This window comes from uncultured Campylobacter sp. (assembly GCF_937921625.1).
Taxonomy (GTDB): Bacteria; Campylobacterota; Campylobacteria; order Campylobacterales; family Campylobacteraceae; genus Campylobacter_B.
This window is the reverse complement of sequence record NZ_CAKZTI010000013.1, coordinates 25029-45920: the sequence shown is the minus strand read 5'-3', so window position 1 is coordinate 45920 and position 20892 is coordinate 25029. Positions and strand designations below refer to the sequence as shown.

Annotated in this window: 27 protein-coding genes and 1 tRNA gene; 3 read left to right on the top strand and 25 right to left on the bottom strand. The window is 43.3% G+C overall.

All coding sequences use genetic code 11. From position 1 onward, the window contains the following. Window positions 1-8: 8 nt before the first annotated feature. The 17 genes from Q0101_RS01905 to Q0101_RS01825 all read right to left on the bottom strand — a co-directional run bounded on the left by Q0101_RS01905 (window position 9) and on the right by Q0101_RS01825 (window position 13499). The gene (locus Q0101_RS01905; RefSeq protein WP_297941749.1) at window positions 9-833 is read right to left on the bottom strand and encodes a TonB C-terminal domain-containing protein; all 825 of its coding nucleotides are present in this window, start codon (window positions 831-833) and stop codon (window positions 9-11) included. Next, window positions 826-1218, bottom strand: a complete 393-nt coding sequence (locus Q0101_RS01900; protein WP_009494953.1) for a biopolymer transporter ExbD — start codon at window positions 1216-1218, stop codon at window positions 826-828. Before Q0101_RS01900 ends, Q0101_RS01905 begins: the two co-directional genes overlap by 8 nt. Next, on the bottom strand, window positions 1215-1796 hold the full coding sequence (locus Q0101_RS01895) for a MotA/TolQ/ExbB proton channel family protein (RefSeq protein ID WP_297941746.1): 582 nt from the start codon (window positions 1794-1796) through the stop codon (window positions 1215-1217). The genes Q0101_RS01900 and Q0101_RS01895 overlap by 4 nt, the downstream gene beginning before the upstream one ends. Then, entirely contained in the window at window positions 1796-2185 is a 390-nt protein-coding gene (gene atpC, locus Q0101_RS01890; RefSeq protein ID WP_002952434.1) for an ATP synthase F1 subunit epsilon, read from the bottom strand. The genes Q0101_RS01895 and atpC overlap by 1 nt, the downstream gene beginning before the upstream one ends. Before the next feature lie 17 nt (window positions 2186-2202). Then, window positions 2203-3600 (bottom strand): F0F1 ATP synthase subunit beta, encoded by a 1398-nt coding sequence (gene atpD / locus Q0101_RS01885; protein ID WP_297941744.1) that lies wholly within the window; start codon window positions 3598-3600, stop codon window positions 2203-2205. 13 nt (window positions 3601-3613) lie between these two features. Further along, window positions 3614-4498: an ATP synthase F1 subunit gamma gene (atpG, locus tag Q0101_RS01880; protein ID WP_297941742.1), complete on the bottom strand. Its 885-nt coding sequence runs from the start codon at window positions 4496-4498 to the stop codon at window positions 3614-3616. Window positions 4499-4507: 9 nt separating this feature from the next. After that, on the bottom strand, window positions 4508-6025 hold the full coding sequence (gene atpA / locus Q0101_RS01875) for a F0F1 ATP synthase subunit alpha (RefSeq protein ID WP_002952438.1): 1518 nt from the start codon (window positions 6023-6025) through the stop codon (window positions 4508-4510). A 12-nt stretch (window positions 6026-6037) separates the two neighbouring features. After that, window positions 6038-6568: a F0F1 ATP synthase subunit delta gene (locus Q0101_RS01870; RefSeq protein ID WP_297941740.1), complete on the bottom strand. Its 531-nt coding sequence runs from the start codon at window positions 6566-6568 to the stop codon at window positions 6038-6040. After that, window positions 6568-7065 (bottom strand): F0F1 ATP synthase subunit B, encoded by a 498-nt coding sequence (locus tag Q0101_RS01865; RefSeq protein WP_297941738.1) that lies wholly within the window; start codon window positions 7063-7065, stop codon window positions 6568-6570. The genes Q0101_RS01870 and Q0101_RS01865 overlap by 1 nt, the downstream gene beginning before the upstream one ends. 1 nt (window position 7066) lies before the next feature. Beyond that, entirely contained in the window at window positions 7067-7489 is a 423-nt protein-coding gene (locus Q0101_RS01860) for a FoF1 ATP synthase subunit B' (protein ID WP_297941736.1), read from the bottom strand. Window positions 7490-7587: 98 nt separating this feature from the next. Then, the gene (locus tag Q0101_RS01855) at window positions 7588-8442 is read right to left on the bottom strand and encodes a ParB/RepB/Spo0J family partition protein (protein ID WP_297941734.1); all 855 of its coding nucleotides are present in this window, start codon (window positions 8440-8442) and stop codon (window positions 7588-7590) included. 3 nt (window positions 8443-8445) lie between these two features. After that, window positions 8446-9228 (bottom strand): AAA family ATPase, encoded by a 783-nt coding sequence (locus Q0101_RS01850; RefSeq protein ID WP_002947459.1) that lies wholly within the window; start codon window positions 9226-9228, stop codon window positions 8446-8448. 160 nt (window positions 9229-9388) lie between these two features. Next, complete coding sequence (locus Q0101_RS01845) at window positions 9389-10024, bottom strand: biotin--[acetyl-CoA-carboxylase] ligase (protein WP_297941731.1); 636 nt, start codon at window positions 10022-10024, stop codon at window positions 9389-9391. Between the two features lie 70 nt (window positions 10025-10094). Beyond that, window positions 10095-11015 (bottom strand): methionyl-tRNA formyltransferase, encoded by a 921-nt coding sequence (gene fmt, locus Q0101_RS01840; RefSeq protein ID WP_297941729.1) that lies wholly within the window; start codon window positions 11013-11015, stop codon window positions 10095-10097. A gap of 185 nt (window positions 11016-11200) precedes the next feature. Beyond that, on the bottom strand, window positions 11201-11542 hold the full coding sequence (locus Q0101_RS01835; protein ID WP_297941727.1) for an EF-hand domain-containing protein: 342 nt from the start codon (window positions 11540-11542) through the stop codon (window positions 11201-11203). A gap of 127 nt (window positions 11543-11669) precedes the next feature. Beyond that, entirely contained in the window at window positions 11670-12725 is a 1056-nt protein-coding gene (gene obgE, locus Q0101_RS01830; protein ID WP_297941725.1) for a GTPase ObgE, read from the bottom strand. A 627-nt stretch (window positions 12726-13352) separates the two neighbouring features. After that, window positions 13353-13499, bottom strand: coding sequence for a hypothetical protein (locus tag Q0101_RS01825; protein ID WP_297941722.1), 147 nt, complete (start codon window positions 13497-13499; stop codon window positions 13353-13355). A gap of 68 nt (window positions 13500-13567) precedes the next feature. On the opposite strand from Q0101_RS01825, the gene Q0101_RS01820 reads away from it, so the two are divergent. Beyond that, window positions 13568-13969 (top strand): hypothetical protein, encoded by a 402-nt coding sequence (locus tag Q0101_RS01820; protein WP_297941721.1) that lies wholly within the window; start codon window positions 13568-13570, stop codon window positions 13967-13969. 45 nt (window positions 13970-14014) lie between these two features. On the opposite strand, the gene Q0101_RS01815 is transcribed toward Q0101_RS01820, so the two are convergent. From Q0101_RS01815 to rplU, 3 genes are all read right to left on the bottom strand, one after another. After that, on the bottom strand, window positions 14015-14485 hold the full coding sequence (locus tag Q0101_RS01815) for a hypothetical protein (RefSeq protein WP_297941719.1): 471 nt from the start codon (window positions 14483-14485) through the stop codon (window positions 14015-14017). A 269-nt stretch (window positions 14486-14754) separates the two neighbouring features. Next, window positions 14755-15012 (bottom strand): 50S ribosomal protein L27, encoded by a 258-nt coding sequence (rpmA, locus tag Q0101_RS01810; RefSeq protein WP_291938329.1) that lies wholly within the window; start codon window positions 15010-15012, stop codon window positions 14755-14757. Window positions 15013-15022: 10 nt separating this feature from the next. Beyond that, entirely contained in the window at window positions 15023-15331 is a 309-nt protein-coding gene (rplU, locus tag Q0101_RS01805; RefSeq protein ID WP_040303368.1) for a 50S ribosomal protein L21, read from the bottom strand. Between the two features lie 219 nt (window positions 15332-15550). On the opposite strand from rplU, the gene Q0101_RS01800 reads away from it, so the two are divergent. Together Q0101_RS01800 and Q0101_RS01795 are read left to right on the top strand one after the other, a co-directional pair. After that, a complete protein-coding gene (locus Q0101_RS01800) occupies window positions 15551-15979 on the top strand; it encodes a hypothetical protein (protein ID WP_040303372.1) in 429 nt (142 codons plus the stop codon). A gap of 158 nt (window positions 15980-16137) precedes the next feature. Further along, window positions 16138-16599, top strand: a complete 462-nt coding sequence (locus Q0101_RS01795; protein ID WP_297941716.1) for a DUF411 domain-containing protein — start codon at window positions 16138-16140, stop codon at window positions 16597-16599. 165 nt (window positions 16600-16764) lie between these two features. On the opposite strand, the gene Q0101_RS01790 is transcribed toward Q0101_RS01795, so the two are convergent. The 5 genes from Q0101_RS01790 to rplM all read right to left on the bottom strand — a co-directional run bounded on the left by Q0101_RS01790 (window position 16765) and on the right by rplM (window position 20821). Continuing rightward, a tRNA-Gln gene (locus Q0101_RS01790) sits at window positions 16765-16838 on the bottom strand. Window positions 16839-17756: 918 nt separating this feature from the next. Then, window positions 17757-18815: an HAD hydrolase-like protein gene (locus Q0101_RS01785; protein ID WP_297941714.1), complete on the bottom strand. Its 1059-nt coding sequence runs from the start codon at window positions 18813-18815 to the stop codon at window positions 17757-17759. A 66-nt stretch (window positions 18816-18881) separates the two neighbouring features. Further along, a complete protein-coding gene (locus Q0101_RS01780; RefSeq protein ID WP_297941712.1) occupies window positions 18882-19904 on the bottom strand; it encodes an OmpA family protein in 1023 nt (340 codons plus the stop codon). A gap of 99 nt (window positions 19905-20003) precedes the next feature. Next, window positions 20004-20393 (bottom strand): 30S ribosomal protein S9, encoded by a 390-nt coding sequence (gene rpsI / locus Q0101_RS01775; RefSeq protein ID WP_005869670.1) that lies wholly within the window; start codon window positions 20391-20393, stop codon window positions 20004-20006. Between the two features lie 2 nt (window positions 20394-20395). Continuing rightward, complete coding sequence (gene rplM, locus Q0101_RS01770) at window positions 20396-20821, bottom strand: 50S ribosomal protein L13 (protein ID WP_005869672.1); 426 nt, start codon at window positions 20819-20821, stop codon at window positions 20396-20398. Window positions 20822-20892 lie beyond the last annotated feature (71 nt).

Sequence of the window (20892 nt, the reverse complement as noted above, 5' to 3'; positions counted from 1 at the left end):
TTCCTCCATTATTCTAGTTTGTCTTCTAGTTTGGTTCCGAGCCTAACAGCTCTGCCTATCTGGGTAGGCGGCGGAAATTTCTCAAAAGTCATACTTTGCAAGAAATCCCTAACTTTGTTATTAAATTCGCTATTATATGATAACTTTTTTATATCGTAACTAAACGATCCATCAATGCCAATGACGATCTCAACCTCCGCCTCATCAGTAGAATCAGCCTTATAAGCACTCCATTTACTCTGCAAAATTCTACTAATCATACCGAAGTATTCGTTATATTCGCCTGTCATTTGCGACTTTGGAGTCTTGGCAACCTGATCTAAGGTAAGCGCATTTATAACGTCGCTAGCTTTTTTTTGCTGGCTAGTTATCTGGGCTTTTTCCGGTTTTTTACGACTTTGCTCTTTTGGTTGCTCTTTTTTCTTAACAACCTTATCTTCTTTTAGTTTAGAGGTGTCGATACTGCCAAATAAATCCTTTAAATTTGGCTCTTCAACTTTTTTTTCTTCAGGTTTTGGCGGTGCAGGATCCGGTTCAGGCGGCTTGTTTGTAGTGTCCGGCTTTGGCTCTTCTTTTTTAACCTCTTCCTTTACCGGTTGAGGTTTTTCCTCTTTTACAATCTCTTTTTTAGGCTCAGGTGCTTTTACGGTGATGTCGGGCTCGCGCTCAACTATCATAATATCCATAAAAGCATCTTTAGTATCGGTGTATTTTTTCGGCTCTTCTTTAAAATAAGTAAGCTTAATAAAAATACCGCTTATGATACAAAGGTAAAGAAAAGCCGATAGTAAGAAGTAACCGGAAGTGTTAAATTTGAGATCAAATTTATCCATTAGTTTGGAGCGCCACCTTTGTAAAGCCTGCGTTTTTTACACTCTTTAAAACAAACATCACATCATCGTATATGAGGCTTTTGTCGGCCTTAATATAAACAGGCGAGTTTTTATCGTATTTTGCCCCGATAAGCACTATATTGTCAGGAAGTTCGCGCAAATTCATGGTATTTTGATCTATTCTAACCTTTTTTGTGGCATCAACGATAACAGTCAAATCTTTTTTTTGAGCCGAGGATGTTTTAGTTTTTGAGCCGTCCGGTAGCAAAATTTGCTCCTCATAAACGATAGTAGGCGTCGTAACCATAAGGATCGCCAGCAAAACAAGCATGATATCCACAAGTGGAGTTATGTTTAGCTCCGGAGTTTCGTCGAGATTTATCATTGATCTTCTTTAAGCGTTACTAGGATATCGACTTCACGCCTGATGACACCCATGAGCTCATACGCTTTTCGTTTGATAAGCAAGCTAAACGTATAAGCGGGAATCGCTACAAATATACCTGCTCCGGTAGCCACGAGAGCCTCACTAATAGCTGGAGCAATAACTCCTAACGACGAATTTCCTCCGCCTTGACCAAGCTGAGAAAAGGTCTCCAAGATAGAAACAACCGTGCCGAAAAGTCCGATAAAAGGCGATGTAGAAGCAATAATACTAAGCCAAGTAATGCCACTAGTTGCATTTCGCTCAGCGATACTAACGGCGACCGAGAGCTTCTCTCTAGATATCGAGCCACTTATAAACCGTTTTAAAATGGATTCGTTTAAAACATGTTTAGACCCGCCCATTAATAACGACTCAAGAGCATTTTGTTCTTTTTTTTGCCAAGAGCTAAGCCCTGCCATACGAGATAAAAGTATGGTAAGGCTTATTATGAAATAAAAAGAGAGCCAACTAAGTACGAATATAGTAATAAAACTACTTCTTGATAAGTAGTTCAAAAAAATATCAAGCCCAGCCACTATCTTGTCCGAGCCATACTATCTAGTTTTGCTACGGCAGCGGCCATAGCGTTATTTTCGCTACTCATGCTAGCGATCAGATCCTTCGCCTTTTGCAATGAATTTGCTATCTCGCTCTCGGAATTTCCAGACACGTGAACGGCACCGTCGGCAAGGATGGTCGCCTTACCCTCGTTTATCTCGGCATATCCCCAGTTTATCGCGACGGCATCATGGCTTTTATCTTCGCTCTCGATGTCTATAACGCCGGCTTTCAAAAGCGAAATAAGCGAAGCGTGTCCGGGCAAAACCCCGAACTCACCCTCACTACCAGGCAAAACTACGCTTTTGATATCGTTTGAAAACACTAAACCCTCAGGCGTAACGATTTCTAAATGTAATTTATTCATTACTTTTTCCTTTAAATTTAGGCTTTAAGTTTTTCAGCTTTTGCTATCGCCTCGTCGATGTTTCCTACCATATAAAATGCATTTTCCGGCAAATCATCATATTTACCTTCCAAAATTCCCTTAAAGCCAGCAATATTCTCCTCAAGACTTACGTATTTACCAGGGCTTCCCGTAAATACCTCGGCAACGAAGAACGGCTGAGATAAAAATCTCTCTATCTTTCTAGCGCGGTCAACTGTGACCTTATCTTCTTCGCTAAGCTCGTCCATACCAAGGATAGCGATGATGTCTTGGAGGTCTTTATATTTTTGTAAAACCGCCTGCACGCCGCGAGCTACTTTATAGTGCTCACCGCCCAAAATTTGAGGATCGAGCATTCTTGATGTCGAATCAAGCGGATCGACCGCAGGATAAATTCCCTTTTCCGCGATAGCTCTGTTTAGAACGGTAGTCGCATCAAGGTGTGCGAAAACGGTCGCAGGAGCTGGGTCGGTAAGGTCGTCTGCAGGGACATAAACAGCCTGAACCGAAGTAATTGAGCCTTTTTTAGTTGATGTAATTCTCTCTTGGAATTTACCCATTTCGCTTGCCAAAGTCGGCTGATAACCAACAGCAGACGGGATACGTCCAAGAAGCGCCGACATCTCTGCACCCGACTGAGAGAAACGGAAGATATTGTCGATAAACATCAAAACGTCAAGTCCCATCTCGTCGCGGAAATACTCAGCCATCGTTAGACCTGTTAGAGCAATACGGTTTCTTGCCCCTGGTGGCTCGTTCATCTGGCCGTAGCACAAGGCGACTTTGTCCAAAACGTTACTTTCTTTCATCTCGTGATAAAGGTCGTTTCCTTCGCGAGTTCTCTCGCCAACACCTGCAAATACAGAGTAACCGCTGTGTTTAAATGCAACGTTGTGGATAAGCTCCATGATAATAACCGTTTTGCCAACGCCGGCACCGCCGAATAGTCCAACCTTACCTCCCTTTGCATAAGGAGCCAAAAGGTCAACTACCTTTATGCCTGTTTCAAAAATTTCACTTTTTGTGCTTTGCTCTTCAAACGGCGGAGGATCGCGGTGAATAGACCATTTTTTGTCAAATTCTACACCTTCGCCTTCGTCGATTAGATCGCCGACGACGTTGAAAATTCTGCCTAAAACTTTTTCGCCAACCGGAACGCTAATAGGCGCACCAAGAGCCGTAGCCTCAAGGCCTCTGGTTAAACCTTCGCTCATATCCATGGCGATCGTTCTTACGCGGTTATCGCCAAGGTGTGCGGCAACCTCTAGTATGAGTCTATTTTGCTTGCCCTCAACCTCGAAATTTACTTCGACGGCTTCGTTGATCTTGGGTAAATAATCCGTGAAATCGACGTCGACTACCGGACCCATTACCTGAGAAATGATACCTTTCATCCATACTCCTTAATTATTTCATTGATTCGACGCCACTGATGATCTCGATAAGCTCAGTGGTGATAGACTCTTGGCGAGCCTTGTTATACGATAGTTTTAGCTGCGCGACGCGCTCTTTGGCGTTGTTGGTCGCATTATCCATTGCCTGCATTCTGGCGCTGTGCTCAGCCGCAAGACTATCTACTAAAGCGTAGTACATACTATATTCGAAATACTTAGTAAGTAGTTCGTTTAAAATTTTACCGTCGTCGCTCGGCTCAAATTCCATCAAAGAATTCGTCTCCACTTCGACGAGTTTCGGCGGCTCGACCGGAACGATGTCGTTTATGCGAATTTGCTGCGAGATCATATTATTATAGCCGTTATGTACCAAAATAACTTTATCAGTCACACCGCTTATAAAGTCGTCTATCGCGTCTTTTATGATATTTTGAGCTTTCTCATAGGTTGGAGACGAGCTCACGCCGACATATTTTTCAAGCAAATTTATACCCTGGAAGCTAAAAAATTCTATACCTTTTTTACCTACCGCGCGAAGTCTTATCTTTACTTTTTTCGCCTTAAATTCGTTAATCATATTTCTAACGGTTTTGATGGTCTGAATATTAAAACCGCCGCAAAGACCCTTGTCTGCGGTAACGAATATAATATCGACCTTCTCGATATTCTCCTTAACGTCGAAAAATTTACTCTCGGCGTTTACGGAGCGATATTGATTGATCTTATAGGCGATTTCAGATAAAACCTCGTTGATCTTGAGCGCATAAACCCTAGAGTGACGAGCTGCTTCTTCAGCCTTGCGAAGTTTAGCCGTAGATACCAGCTTCATCGCGCGCGTCGTCTTTTGAGTGTTTTGGACGCTCTTGATCTTTCGTTTTATATCTTTTAAATTTGACATATTCTAGCCTTAGTTAGCGGCAAACGTCGCTTTAAAGTCTTTTAGCGCCTTATGCAAAAGCTCCTCGATCTCTTTGTCAAGTGCTTTTTTGGTTCGAATTTGCTCGAAAATTTCAGGATACTTCGCCTCAATATAAGGATAAAGCTCAGCTTCAAATTTTGTAACCGCTACAGTCGGGATATCATCTAAGTAGCCTTTCGTACCGGCAAAGATAATAACGACTTGCTTTTCAACGGCTAGCGGGCTGTAAGGAGGCTGTTTTAATACCTCGACCATCCTTTGACCGCGCTCGAGCTGTTTTCTCGAACTCTCGTCTAGGTCGCTCGCAAACTGTGCAAACGCTTGAAGCTCGCGGTATTGCGCAAGGTCAAGTCTCAATGTTCCAGAAACTTGCTTGGTCGCTTTTATCTGGGCCGCACCGCCGACGCGAGAAACCGAAAGACCGACGTTGATCGCAGGGCGGATACCTGAGTTAAATAAGTCAGACTCAAGGAAAATTTGACCATCGGTAATAGAAATAACGTTTGTCGGAATATACGCCGAAACGTCGCCCGCTTGTGTCTCGATAATAGGAAGAGCTGTTAGGGAGCCTGCACCTAGCTTATCATTTAGCTTAGATGCGCGTTCTAGCAAACGAGAGTGCAAATAAAAAACGTCGCCAGGATACGCTTCGCGGCCCGGCGGTCTACGAAGAATCAAGCTCATTTCGCGGTATGCGACGGCGTGTTTTGAAAGATCGTCATAGATGATTAGGGCGTGACGAGAGTTATCTCTGAAATATTCACCCATTGTTACGCCAGCATAAGGAGCTAGGTACTGAAGTGCAGCAGCGTCGGAAGCGCCTGCATTTACGACGATAGTGTACTCCATAGCACCATACTCTTCTAGCTTTTTAACGACTTGAGCGACCGTTGATTGTTTTTGTCCGATCGCTACGTAGATACAAATAACGTCTTGACCTTTTTGGTTGATGATGGTGTCTATCGCGACGGTAGTTTTACCGGTTTGGCGGTCGCCGATGATGAGCTCGCGTTGTCCACGGCCGATCGGTACTAGCGCGTCGATAGCCTTGATACCAGTTTGAAGCGGTTCGTGAACGCTCTTTCTGGCCATGATACCTTTTGCTTTTTCCTCGACAAATCTAGTCTCGCTAGCTTCGATCGGGCCTTTAGCATCTATCGGCTCGCCGAGTGAATTTACAACGCGGCCTATCAAAGCATCGCCCACAGGAACGCGTAAAAGCTTAGCTAGGCGTTTTACGCTTGATCCCTCTTTGATGCCGTCCGTTTTACCCAAAATAACGATACCGACGCTACTTTCCTCTAGGTTTAGAGCCATGCCTTTTTCGCCGTTCTCAAACTCGACCATCTCGCCAGCCATAACGTTTTTTAGGCCGTAAACGTTAGCAACGCCGTCGGCCACGGATATAACTTTGCCCGTCTCGTTCACATCAACGTTAAGGCTAAAATTTTCAATCCTTTCCTTGATGATGGCGCTGATTTCATCTGCTTTTATTTTTGCACTCACGCTTTTTCTCCTTTATATTGCTTTTAATATGTATTCGCTCATTTGGGCTTTTAGCCTATCTACCGAAAAGCTAGCCTCCACGCCCAAATCGTCTAGTTCGATCTTGATGCCGTTGTAGTCGCTTTTTACCGGCTCTAAAATGATTTTTGCGTTAAATCTCTTAGAAAAGCTGCTTTCAAGCTCTGAAATTTGAGCCTGACTGATCTGCGAGCCGCCGTAAATTTTGCCGTAAAAAACATTATCCATTTTTGATTTTTGCGCTAAAAGCTCTGAAACGATATTAGGCAAAATATCAAGTCTTTTATTTTCGCCGAGTAGTTTTATGAAATTTACAAATTTCTGATCCGCCTCACCGACTAAAGATAGAACAAAATCAGCTTTTTGACTATTTTTTAAATTCGGCGAAACGATGATATTTTGAAATTTTTCATTTGCAAATGCGTTTGCGATCTCTTGTAGCTTGGCGGTAAAGCTATTAAACTCATCTTTGCTAAGGTCGCTAACTAGGGCTTTTACGTATTTTTTTGCGATAAGTTCTTTCATTAGCCGACCCTTTTAAGCATGATATTGATAAGCTCGCTTTGATCCATTTTGACGCTGTCGCTTGCAAAAATTTCATTTAAAATTTCGCCCACGACAGACTTAACCATGCGTCTTTTTTCAAATTCTTTTTGATCTTGGAAGCTTTTTTCCAAATTTGCGACCTCTTGTCTAGTCTCTTCTTTGATGCGCTCTGAGATCAAAACAGCCTCTTTTCTAGCGGTTTCTACTAAGCTAGCGGCATTTGCTTTTGCCTCTTCTACGCGCCTTAGAGCATCGTCTTTTTTGGCTTTTGAATCTTTTAGTTTTTGCTCGATATTATCAAGTCTTGCCGCGATACCGGCAATTCTTCCCTTGTAGGCATTTTTGATAGGGTTTGCTATAAAATAATACAAAATCGCAGCAAAAACGATAAAGTTTATCGTTCTAGGCACGATGTCGTATCCGCCGTCCGCCATTAAAACAAAAGGACATAATAAAAGTAAAATTTTGCTTTTCATATTAAATCCTTGCGAGTTTTGCTTTTAAAGCAGCTTGAAGTTCAGGTAGTTTTTGCTGCAAATCAGCTCTAAAATCGCTCTTTTGAGAGTTTAAATTTTGGATAAATGCGTCATAATCAGCCTCCAAAACTCCGCGCTTTTCGCTGACTATCTTAGCGGCCGCGTCTTTTGCGGCATTGATAGCCTCTTGCTTTATTTTGCCCGCCTCGCTTCTTGCAGCGGCTATGAGCTGTTCTATCTGCGCTTCGTACACGCCAAGATCGCTCGTATTTTTACTAGCGCTCTCTTCGTCGTTTTTTATCGCATCGTTTCTAGCGTCTATAAATTTAAGTAGAGGCTTGTAAAGGATGGAATTTAAAACGGCGATAAGCCCTAGAAAAATAACTGCCGTTAGGACGACTAACGGCAAATTAATTTCCAACATCAAATCTCCTTAAAGTTTAATATTTTCTTAAGCATAATAAAATCGCGCTTATTTTACAAAAAAAAAGGATAAAACAAGCTAAATTTAAATAAATATTTTTATTTTATCTTGTTTATTAGCCTATCGATATCAGCTATGTCATCAAATTCGATAGTGATTTTTTTGCCTTTTATCTTAACCGGTACGTCAATTTTAGAAAAAATCTCTTTTAAATTTGTTAGTCTTTCTAGATATCTTTCATCTAACTTAAGTGCAGCTTTAGGCGGTAATTTATTTTTTAGATTTTTGACCAAATTTTCCGTCTCGCGCACGCTAAGGCGCTGCCCGATGATAGTATCGACCGCTGTTTTTTCATCGTTTGGCTCAAGCCCCACGATGACCTTGGCGTGTCCTTGCGTTAGTTTGCCCTCTTTTATGTACTCCTGCGTCACGGCGCTAAGACTCAAAAGCCGCATGGTATTTGTTATCTGAACCCTACTTTTGTGGATGATGTTTGCAAGTCCGTCCTGAGTAATTTTATATTCGTCTATGAGCTCTTTATAAGAATTTGCAAGCTCAATCGGATTTAGGTCCTCTCTTTGGATATTTTCTATGAGCGCTAGTTCGCGCAGGCTTTGGCTCTCGATGTCGGCGACTATGGCCTTTATCTTGCTTTCGCCAAGCAGTTTGGTCGCGCGAAATCTCCTCTCACCCGCGATCAGCATATATCCGCCGTCTTTTTCTATGACGATGATCGGTTGGATGAGTCCGTGTCTTTTGATACTTTCGCTAAGCTCTCTTAACGCAGTTTCGTCGAAATTTTTACGCGGCTGATACGGGTTTTCGGTAATCAACTCAAGGTCTATTTCTTTTATTATTTCGCTGTTACCTTCGTTTATTTCAGCTTTATACGCTAGCTCTACATCACCCAAAATCGCTTCTAGTCCGCGCCCTAGTCCGCCTTTTTTAGCCATTCGTTATCCTAAAATACAGCATGCCAAATTTTGATACGCTACCGAGCCGGGTGATTTTATGTCGTATAAAATTACTGGCTTACCAAAGCTCGGGCTTTCGGCAAGCTTTACGTTTCGCGGTACTATTACGAATTCATCGCCCATATCCTTGTTTTTAAACAGTTTATTTTCAAAATGCTGCTTTAAATTTGCCACGGTTTCCTTGGCGAGGTTATTTTGCGAACTGTACATAGTCGGCAAAAATCCTTTGATATTTAGCTTCGGATTTATGGTTTTTTTGATGATTTTTACCGTATTTAAAATTTGCGCAAGTCCCTCTAATGCGTAAAATTCGCACTGTATCGGGATTATCACGCTATCGCTAGCGCTTAGTGCGTTTACGGTGATGCTGCCCAGCGCCGGAGGACTATCGATTATAATGAAATCATACTGCCCCTCGACCTCTTCGATCTTACTTTTTAGTATCTTTTGATAGTCTTTGTTTTGTTCGCTTAGTTCTTGCTCGATGCCTACGAGACCGATGTTTGAAGGCGCTAGAAAAAGCGTCGGTATCTCGGTTTTTAGCACTATTTGAGACAGCTTTTTGCGGCCGGTGAGTACGTGATATATATTATATTCGTAGTCGTTTCTACTAAAGCCCATTCCAGTTGTCGCATTTGCTTGCGGATCGATGTCAATGAGTAGGACTTTTTTTTCGGCTACCGCTAGCGATGCAGCCAAATTTACCGCCGTAGTCGTCTTTCCGACGCCGCCTTTCTGGTTTGCGATAGTTATAATTTCACACATGAGAATTTTCCAATTTTTTTGTTTTTTAATTGATTAATTTTACAAAAAACTTACTTTGTCCAAGTTTAGTTTCGGCTTTAAAATTTCTGAAAGAATTTCGCGGCTCGTCCCCGCCGATATTTTGTAAAAATATTAAATTTTACGTCAAATTTAAGCAAATTTATCTGAGCGAAAAAACCCTTCGTCCATCTATATCCAAAGAGCCGTCAGATAGGAGTTTTGCGTATTTGAGTGACACCTCTTCGCCCTCAAAGTGCGTGATAAATTCTCTTGATTTTTCAAATTCGCTCTCAAATTTTTTAAAAATTTCCGCCCATGACGGAGCCGTTTGTAGCTGCTTGCAAAACTCTCCGACCGCAACGCTAGGACTTACGTCTATATCTAAAATTCCGGCGTTTTCGGGCGCGTTTTTTAGATTTATACCCATGCCGCAAACGTAAATTTCGCCGACTCTCGTCGTCAAAGTTCCGCCGATTTTTTTGTCGTCGACGTAAAAATCGTTCGGCCATTTTAGCCAAATTTGAGAGCCGCGAGCCGCGAGCACTTCGCGCATTATCATCGAAAAGTAAATCGATGCTGACTCGCCTTTTAGATCGCCGGGCAGCGCCGTCTCGCTCATGCAAAACGAAAAAAATAGATTACCCTCCAGCCCGCTCCACGTGTTGTTTCTACTGCCGATACCTTGTGTCTGCTCCTTTGCCACTAGCGCAAAAGGCGGCTGTATTTCGCCGTTTCGCAGCCCTTCGACCAAAACTTTTTGCGTAGATGGGACGCTATCTGCGAACTCTATTCTCAAATTTTATTCCTTTTAAATTTACTGATAAATTTGACGTTGTGGCGCGCTTGCTACCGTTACTCTACTCATATTACAAAGCTATATCGCCGATACCAAGGCGCTTGCCGTTTAGATACGCGCTAGCGTCTACGGGCTTTTTACCGGACTCTTGCACCTTTATGATCTTAACCGCGCCCTCGCTGCATGCAACGCCAAAGCCAAGCTTGTCGACGCTTAAAATTTCGCCAGCGCGTTCAAATTTACGCCCGCAAAATTCGCGCATGATTTCTAAATCCAAAATTTTTAGCCCGCTAACTAGATAAATCCCCGGCCATGGCATTAATGCGCGAAATTTATTATAAATTTGCCCTGCTTTTTCATCAAAGCTAAAAAGGCCGTCGGATTTTGCTATTTTTTTGCAGTGCGTAGCCTGCGCATCGTCCTGCCTAAGCGGCGTCAAATTTGCAAAATTTCGTAGCACTCGTACTATAAGCTCGCCCGCGAGATCCCCGAGCTCGTCAAACAGCTGCGCCGCCATTTTATCCTCGCAAGGCGTGTAGGCAAAATCAAGCATATCGCCCGTATCAAGCCCCGCATCCATCAGCATCGCCGTCACTCCCGTCTGCTTCTCGCCCGCTAGTAGCGCACTTTGGATGGGGCTCGCGCCGCGGTATTTTGGCAGGATCGAAGCGTGCAAGTTTATGCAAAGCGCAATATCAAGGACGGCCTGTGGCAAAATTTTACCGTATGCGGCAACCACGATAAAATCAGGCTTTAGCTCTTTTATCTGCGCTGCGACCGCCTCGTCTTTGAGTGTCGCAGGCTGAAATATCGGCACGGTGGGCAGACATTGCTGCGCATAAACTTTAACCTCGCTCGGAGTTAAAATTTGCTTCCTGCCGACGGGTTTATCTGGCTGCGTAAATACGGCCGCGATCTCAAATTTTGCCTCCGCAAGCGCGCGTAAAATTTTAGCCGCATACTCGGGCGTTCCCATAAAAACTATATTCATTCTTTTCCTTTAAATTTAGCCAAATCACGGCGCGAGCGATCATGCAGGCGCTAATCATGCTCGAAATAAATTTTACGCAGACCGCGGAGTAAAACCGGTTCGTACCCGCTCGCGGGAAGTAAAATTTATACGCATCGCACAAACCAAACTCCGCGCAAAAGGCCGCATCATTCGTTTTTCGCGCCTTATTTGACGGTGGATTGATTTTTATCCTCGGATCCGTCTGGCCAAGGCCAAAAAGCGCACGGATCTTCGGACCAATAAATCTTTGTAGACGGTTTCGCCCCTAACTCATCCAGGCTAATCTTGCCGTCACGATTAGCGTCCAACCTCTTAAATTCAGGGCCCGAGCGCAGATTTAGCTCTACTCTCAGCCCAGACGACACCTCGCTCGCCATCCACTCCTGCAAACTCAGCACGCCGCCACGATCCTTGTCGTTAAAGTCCATAAAATTCGGCACCGGATCGGCGGGATCGCAGCCGTATGCGCCGAAGCATAGAAATACTAGAATAAAAATTTTATTCATTTCGCCTTCTTAAATTTTATCTTTTTGCGACATTTGCAAGCGGTAAACATAAAATTTACCCGCATATGCGGGCACGCTTAAGGCCTGCGTTCGCAAAAGCCCTCTACGGCGCAACTTTTACCGCAGCCTACAGCTCCTTTTTAAGCAGTTCAAGCAGGTTAAATTTTAGCTCGTTTATATTTTGTCCCGTCGCCGAAGATATCGGCATTACAAAAAACGGCTTAGCGGAGTTAAACTCATAAATATCTTGTTTAAATTTTATCTCGTCAGCCGCACCCGCGAGTCCCAAATGCGCTAAAAATGCGTCAAATTTTTCCTGCAAATTTTCGGCCGCGTCCGCGCGAGTTAGAGCGATCGCGTAGTCTCTTTTTGCAAGTCCCTCTGAAAATTTCGCCGTCTCGGCCCTCAGCGCGTCAAACTGCTCCTCAAGGCTGCGGTAGTTTGCAAGATCGAGCATAAAAAGCAAAATTTTAGTGCGCTCGACGTGTTTTAAAAACTGCACGCCAAGCCCGCGCCCCTCGCTAGCCCCCTCTATGATGCCAGGGATATCGGCCATGACAAAGCCGCTGTATTCGTCCACCTCGACGAGGCCGAGCTTTGGCGTGAGCGTGGTAAACTCGTAGTTTGCGATCTGAGGTTTGGCGTTTGAGACGGTCGAGATTAGCGTGCTTTTGCCGACGTTTGGAAAGCCTACGAGCCCCACGTCGGCGATGAGTTTTAGCTCTAGTCTCACCTCGCGCGTCTGCCCCTCTAGGCCTTTTTGCGCGTATTCGGGGGCTTGGTTGATCGAGCTTTTAAAGTGCACGTTGCCAAGCCCGCCTTTGCCGCCTTTTAAAAACAGCCTCGTCTCGCCGTCATTTAGCATATCAAGCACCAGCTCGCCGCTATCCTCGTCGTAAACGCTGGTGCCGGGAGGCACGATAAGATAGAGATCCTCACCACTTTTGCCCGTCTTTTTGCGACCCTCGCCGGGCGCGCCGTTTTGCGCTTTAAACTCCCGCTTGCCCTTGTAGGATGAGAGAGTGTGGGAGTTTTTATCGACCCTAAAATACACGTCGCCGCCGTCGCCGCCGTCGCCGCCGTCGGGACCGCCTGAGATGACGAATTTTTCGCGGCGGAAGCTGACGCAACCTGCGCCGCCGCCCCCTGATTTGACGCTAAATTTTACGCTGTCTATGAACATTTTTTACCTTAGTTTTTAAGGGCGATTATATCCAAAATTACTAAAACTACAGCAAGATCGCTTTTAAAGCCGTAGTTTAATCTTAATCTTAAAAATTTAAGTATTTCTTTCATAAAAATCTTTTCAAGACGAAAGGGCCGTAATCAACAGGACTTACCTTACGTCCATTCCTTTGTAAAAATTTACTATTTTAGCGTTGCTAGTATAGCCGTCGTTGCCGCACTTTTCTTTAAATGCAATGATATCTACAAGATTACAAAATTTTATCTACTTAGCGATCTAGCAAAACAAAATTTAGATATGTGTCTTTTACCGATCGTTTGGTCTTTTTGTTCCCAAAACCTAAAGTTATTTTGTCTAGATTTTCAAACTTTGCGACAAGCGGCGTAAAATCGCAGTCCTCGAAATGATACTCTTTCCTTAAATTTATCTCCCCCCGAAGGAGGAGAATATTTATTTTTTTGGCGGATTATTTCCGCGACCTTTACCGCTTGGATTACCTGTAGTACTCGGACCATTTGGCGGCCTAACTCCAGATTTTGCCATCATTTCTCCTTTATAAGCCTAATCCGGCTTTTGACGCAAATTTGGCGACCTATATAAATTTAACCGGTCACAACTATAAAATCACTCATTCTCGTCGTCATCACCCAAATAATCATCGTTATTTGGATTATGCGCATCCGCCCAATCGTCCATATCGGCATCATTGTTTGGATTATTTATATTCGACCACAAATCAAGCTCGTCCTGGCTCATATCTGACGTATTCATTTTAATCACCTCCTTTCCGTAAGATTTTGATATAATTAGCGTAATTTTACAGAAAGGTTCGGCGACAAATGGCGACAGAAAATTATGATAGAAAATGCAAAGAGCTAGTGGACGATATACGAAATGGAGTTAGTCAGATAAGGCTTGGATTGACGAATTTTTTAATAGAATTTGTAGAATTCGACGAAAATTCAGATGACGAAAGCTATTTAAAAAAACGAGCAAAATCATACGAAAAGCTCATGCAAAGAGTTAAAAACGAAAATTTAAGCTCGCAAAAAATGGCGGATAAATTAAAAGCAATTTATAAATTCCTGCTTGATAGCGATGAATACAAAAAGCTTAAACGCTATAAGACGCTTATAGACGATAGCTTCGAGAGAAAAATTTTAGGCGATGAAATTTGCGAAAATATACAAGAGGGCTCAAAAATAGCTTTTGGTGATACGAACGAGCCAAGCGATACATAGCCCGTTGAATATGGATATGGCGTGATCACAAATCGATCGCCGCTTCTAGCGACCCGACAATCCGCGAGAACATTCGCGAATCTTTTTATCGTCCTTTAAACACTTTTTTAGTTGCTTAACGCAATAGTCTTTTTTATACTCCTCACCCTGCTCGCCGACGCACTTAGAGATAAAAGAGTATTCTTCATCTATTGAATAACGCTCCAAAAATATATCGTATCCGCCATAAGCTATCGCTCCTGCTACGACAGCACCGAACCAAAATCCACCACCTGATTTGATGGATGCTTGGTTCTTTTTCGCGGCTTCACCTATCAAGCTTTTAAATTTATCGCTACTTTGTATATCTTTCACGATTTTTTCCGCGTCGCTCGGACTAATTTTATTACCGTCTATCTCGATTTTTAATGACTTAATACTTTCGTCGATAAGGGCGTTTATACCTCTTAATAGGTCTTTGTCTATTATGTTGTTTACGAGATATTTTAAAATTTCGCTTTTGTCTATTTTTATCATAGCTAATCCCTTTAGAATTTAAATAATTCCCCATGCGCCATTATTTACACAAATAATATTCGGTAAAATTTCAAAATTAGAGCTAAACTTTAAAGTCTGAGGAACGGCGCGCCTATCATTTCTAACTCGTGATTTTTTGATAAATTTTAAATCTCGTCGTAGCGAGTTTTATAACGAAATTTTCGCGTGAGAAAAACCTTTCGATTTCACAGCGATTTTTCGAATTTTTATTTAAAAGAGGGGCTTGCGCCCCGAAGATTTAGCGATATTTACGCAGCCGGATAAACCGATACTTTTTTGCGGTTTTTATCTTTTCGCTCAAATTTTACGACGCCGTCGATCAGCGCGAAAATCGTGTGATCGCTGCCCATGCCTACGTTGCAGCCTGGGTGCGTCGCAGTGCCGCGCTGGCGGATGATGATGTTGCCCGCGCGCACAAACTCGCCACCGAATTTTTTAACACCCAAGCGGCGTCCGATACTATCTCTATTATTTTGGGTTGAACCTTGACCTTTTTTGTGTGCCATTTCCTATCCTTTATGCGTTAATCGAAACGACTTTGACGCGGGTATATTGGCGTCTGAAGCCGCGTTTTACTTTTGAATCTTTGCGTCTGCGTTTTTTGAAGATAACGACTTTTTTATCCTTGCCTTCGCAAACGACCTCCAAAACCACCTTGGCACCCTTTACGAACGGTGCTCCTACCTTTAACTCGCCGTCGTTTAGCGCTAAAACTTCGCTAAGCTCGAGCTTTGCTTTCGGCTCAGCATTAAAATGGTCTAAATTTAGGTAGTTGCCCTCTTCGACCTTATACTGCTTGCCGCCGTGTTTGATGATAGCATACATCAAAAATCCTTTAAAATTTGGTAGCCAAAAAGGCATTTGCCGTGCAAAATTTAAAAGCCCGTTTGGTATTAAACTTTGAATATTATCCGAAATTTTATAAATTCCTACTGAAACGCCTCGCAAAATTCCTACGAAATTTCAAATTTCAAGGGCTCGGATTTATTTTAAACTAAAGATAAATGTGCTACTATCGCAACGAAATTTTTGAAGGAGAATTTTATGAGAAATTTAATAGCTGCGCTCGTAGCAGCGGTATTTTTTATCGGTTGTTCCAACTGGAATATATCCAACGAACCAAGCGGAGTACGCAATCAAACAAAATCCCAAAGCAGCAAAACAAATATCGGCGGCGTAAATGATAAAGTCCAAGAGGTCTCCACCGCAGGCACCACCGATATGGTCGAAACGACCTTGCCCGATAGCACAGGCATGACTAATGCGCCGAAAGATCGCAGCGATGCATTTCATATCAATCAAGTAATTTCTGCATGGAATAAACAGCCAGACTCCATCAAGACAACCGAAGACAATGGCAATATCTACACCTGGAAAAACTATAAGCCAGGCTGCGACGTATCACTTACCAGCGACTCGGAAGGCTACGTATCAAAATCCGCTATCAAATCAGCACTCTCTCAGTGCCTATAACCAACTTATCCGCGACGCCGAAATTTTAAAATTTTGTAAAATTTCGGCTTACGAGCGGGTCTGCTTCGTCAAATTTAATCTTAGAGTTATATGGTTCGCTCTTAAAAATTTACTATACGTATTGTATAATCGAGGACTTTTAATCACTGGAGTAAAATATGAAGAAAATTTTATTTGCAGGTGCGCTTTTAGCGGCATTAGGTAGCTATGCGGTGGCGGGCGAACACGTCAAGGTATATCACGGCGAGAGCTGCGGCTGTTGCCATAACTGGGCAAAATATATGGAGCAAAATGGCTTTGAAGTCGAGATGATTTCGCTGGCTGACGAGCCGCTTATTCAGAAGAAGAATGAGCTTGGGCTTCCGCTCGAGCTCGCTAGCTGCCACACCGCGATCATAGACGGATATGTAATCGAAGGACATATGCCAGTAGGCGAAATCCGCACGTTACTAAAAAATAAGCCTAAAGACGTCATCGGCATAGCAGTGCCTGGCATGCCACTAGAAGCACCAGGTATGGAGCAAGGCTCTCAGCCCGAGGTCTATGACGTGGTAGCGTTTAAAAAAGACGGCTCGTATCAAAGCATCGCCACTTACAAAGGCAAAGAAAAAATCAAATAATCCGCCGCTTTAAAGCGGCAACTTACTTATTAGCTCGCTAAAATTTTGCGTATTTTATGGCTCAACGCAATTTGCTTTAGCCGGCAAATGCTGCCATGATCTGCAAAAATGATGCGCAAATTAATTTCAAACGCTAGCTATGATAAAGGGGATTAAAAATTTAAGTGGATGGGCTAATAGGGGTCGAACCTATATTCACAAATCCAGAGTTTGTTGTCCTGCCATTAGACGATAGCCCATTGCGGAAGCGGTATTTTATAGAATTTTGCTTTAAAAAAGCATAAGAGCGGGTGGAATTTTAAAATTTTGCAAAATTTTAATTAAATTTAAAGCCCTGCTGCGCCTAAACGATAAAATTAAAACGCAAAAGCTAACGCTGCTTTCATAGGCTTTGATAAAAGAATATGGCTGCTCGCCGCGGAGCTAAATTTTAAAATTTGGCTAGTTTATCCTATATTTACGCCTTCGCGAGCTATTTGTCGCAGGATGAAATTTTAGCATATAAGCCTTCAAAACATATATGTTTAGTGCTCGTTGGGCGCGGGCGCGGCCTTAAATGCTATAAATCGCACCGAAAATCCGCAGCGAGCATGATTGCGACAAAACCTGAATACAGCGCTCTAAATAAGTGTCAAATAGACTTGCGGCAAGATCGCACAAAAAGCCTGTCAAATACTTGCCTCAAGCGGAGCGTAGAATTTATTGCTACTAAATGGGGTCTAAACTAAAATCAAAACCAAAATTTAGGCGCGAAGCTTACATGAAATTTCTTGCAAAGGCCGTTCGCAGGCTCAAAAGATATTGCGAAATTACATAAAATTTGACTGCGGTAAAATTTTCTCATACATTGTGTTAATACCAAACATTCGACGAATCAAATCAAGCACGACGAACAAAGTGAAATCTCTCATATATCGTTATATGGCACAGGCTATTTTGCTAGACCAGAGCAGAAATATGCGAAATTTAACTCCACGCATCGTTTGAACACTTAGAAAGCGCCTTGCTTTCCAGCTAAATAGCACGAGCAAATTCATATCGCGTGCTGTTTAAAACTCAAAAATTAATTGGAAATTTTAAATTTCGGGCGCGGGTTCACTTCTAAGTATTTACAAAAATAGTGCATCGAAACTAGGTAAAATTTCGCTTTGTCGCGCCTAAAATTTAGATGAAATTTTGCGTATCAGCTCAACCGCCTCTTTTGCGTCCGCGCATACGAACTCAAAATGCGCCCGTAACTCCGAGGCGCTGCCGTAGCCGCAGCTTACGCCCACGCTTCGCACCGCTGCCGACTTTGCCGCGATGGCGTCAAGCGACGTATCGCCGATCATAAAGATATTTTGGCTTACAGAAGGCAGAATTTCGTCACTGCAAATTTTGTCATAACAAGGAGTGGAATTTATCTCATGCGCATCATAAATTTTACTGCCGCGCGCGCCACCTTTATCGCTCTCGCCCTCAATGTCGACACCGCTCTTTTGGCTATTATCGCCAGCCTCATGTCTATCGCTCTTTACTTCGCTTAAATTTTTAAACGAAATTCTATCAGAATTTTGACTCGCGATGCTGCTTAAATTTTGCTCGTAAACTTCGCTAGGATCAGGATCAAGCGCAGGAAGGCTCTTTAAATCAGGTGCTGAAATTTCACTCAAAATCGCGTTCCTGCTAGCAACGCTTGTATTTTCATCGGCAGTCGCGTCGTGAGTTTTACCGCGAGCCACATGCGGGCTTTGGCTAGCGGTCGCGCCGCAAATTCCTAAATTTTCGAGGGCCTTTAAAATCGGTTCGGCGCTTGGTTTGGGATCTTGCACGTCCTCTCGCCCGACGATGGTGCCGAAAAATTCCGCGATACCCAGATGCTGCAATAAAATTTTAGAAAATTTCGACGTCTTGGTCGTCACAACACCCAAGTTTGCAAACTCGCTCGCCGCACGAACCGCTTCGAACGCACCGCTTAACAGAACGGTCTGATCTAAAAAAGTCTGCGCATATCGCTGTTTGTAGGCGAGCACGAAATTCTGCACATCGCGCGTCACACCTAGACGTTCAAACATCACTTCTAAAGGATACCCGATAAGCCTTTTAATCGCTTCGTCGCTAGGCTCTGTAGCGCCCAAATGCGCAAACGCGTAGTGAAAGCCATCCAGTATCGCGGGCGTGGAGTCTATGAGCGTACCATCGAGATCGAAAAGCAGAGTGGTTTGGAATTTTGGCATTTTAAAATTTAATTTGGATATAAAAAAAGCGGAGCCGAAGCCCCGCTTATGTGGATCTAGAAAAGATTATTTTCTAAATTTAGCATCAACGCGTCTATTTTGAGCGCGGCCTGCTTTAGTAGCGTTTGTAGCGATAGGCTTAGTCTCGCCGTATCCTACAGTAGTGATTCTACTGGCATCTACGCCGAAGCTCTTAAGCGCACCTCCAACTGCAGCAGCTCTGCGCTCGGAAAGCTTTTGATTATATGCATTCGAACCGGTGCTATCGGTGTGACCCTCTAGAATTACTTTGTAATCAGGGTGAGCCACTAGCACGTCGCTTACGTTTTTGATCTGGTTCATAAACTCAGGGGAAATTTTTGAGCTATCTGTAGCAAAATTTACGCCCAAATTTAATCTAATAACCTTCTCGCAACCATATTCATCTACAACTACACCAGCAGGTGTGCCTGGGCATCTATCGACATTATCGCATACGCCGTCGTTATCTGCGTCTTTGCAGCCTGTAGGAGCCGGAGCGGCAGCTGGAGCTGCGTCAGCATATCTCTTGCCAAAATCAACTGCAAAGCCTAGAGTATAGAACAATACGTGGTTGCCGTCGTCAAATCTGATAGCATCGCGTGCTTCAAGTTTTGTAGCGAAATTGTCGGTAATGTAGTACTTTAGACCCAAGCCGTATTGACCGAAGCCGCTATCTTGATCGCCATCGTTGTAAACGTCTTTGGTGTAATCCATATAGCCAAGACCTAGCAAGCCGTATAGTTTGAAATTATCGGTAAAATTTACCAAGTCTTTTACAGCATTGATGTGATAATATTTAGCGTCAGGCTTATCGTTGCCTACTCTGTGAGCTAAATCCTCTACGCCAATATTGCGAGAGTAATCAAAACCAACCTCTACTTGATCGATAAACGAATCTTGTAGATTTTTGGCAAGACGTAGACCGAACATAAAATTCGAATCCAAATCCATATTGCCCTCATGAGTCATTCCACCAATAGTAGGGGTGATCTCCCAGTGATAATCAGCATCGCTAGCGAACAATGCGCCGGATGCACACAAGCTTAATGCAAGTAGAACTTTCTTCATTAAACATCCTTTCAAATAAAGTTGTAATTCGATATTACCATAAAATTTTTAAAGAATTTACAAATTTGCGACAATTTCGCCACAAATTTGTAAAAAACATTATCTCTTAGAGAACTGCGGACTTCTACGCGCTTTGCGGCGACCGAATTTCTTTCGCTCGACCACGCGACTATCGCGAGTTAGCAGACCTTTTGGCTTAAGAGCCGCCCTAAAATCTTTATCCATAGCCGCAAGTGCTTTTGAAATTCCGTGTTTTAACGCATCTGCTTGAGCCGAATATCCACCGCCCAAAGTCTGCGCGGTGATATCCATCGAGGTCTCTTGCTTAGTCGCCAAAAGCGGCTGAACGACCCTTAGTTTGATCGCTTCGTGACCGCCTAGCCAGGTGTTTAGATCCATACCGTTTACTACGATCTTGCCGCTTCCGGGTTTTACCCAAACCTTAGCTACGGCAGTTTTTCTCTTTCCGGTTGCATAAATTGTCGCCATGATTATTTTCCTTTTTTAGTTGTTTGCGCAGTATGAGGGTGCTCGCCGCCTTCATATACGAATAGCTTTTTGATCATCGCCTTGCCGAGCTTCGTCTTAGGAAGCATGCCGCGAACCGCAAGTCTGTAGAGCTTTGCGGGATTGTTTTTAAGCAGGTCTTGAAATTTTACGCTCTTTACGCTTCCGAAATAGCCCGAGTAGCTGTGATAAAGCTTGTCGTCGCCTTTGTTATTGCCGGTAAATACGGCTTTTGAAGCATTGATGATAACGACGTAGTCTCCGCAATCCACGTTTGGAGTGTAGCTTGGTTTGTGTTTGCCGCGTAGTAATACCGCAACTTCGGTAAGCATCCTACCGAATCTTTTGTCGGTCGCGTCGATAACGACCCAGTCGCGCTTAACTTCGCTAGGCTTTGTAATTTCTGTCATGGTTTCCGCCTTATTAAAATTTGAGCTGTGATTATATAGAAATATCCTTACGTATAGCTTAATTTAAGCTA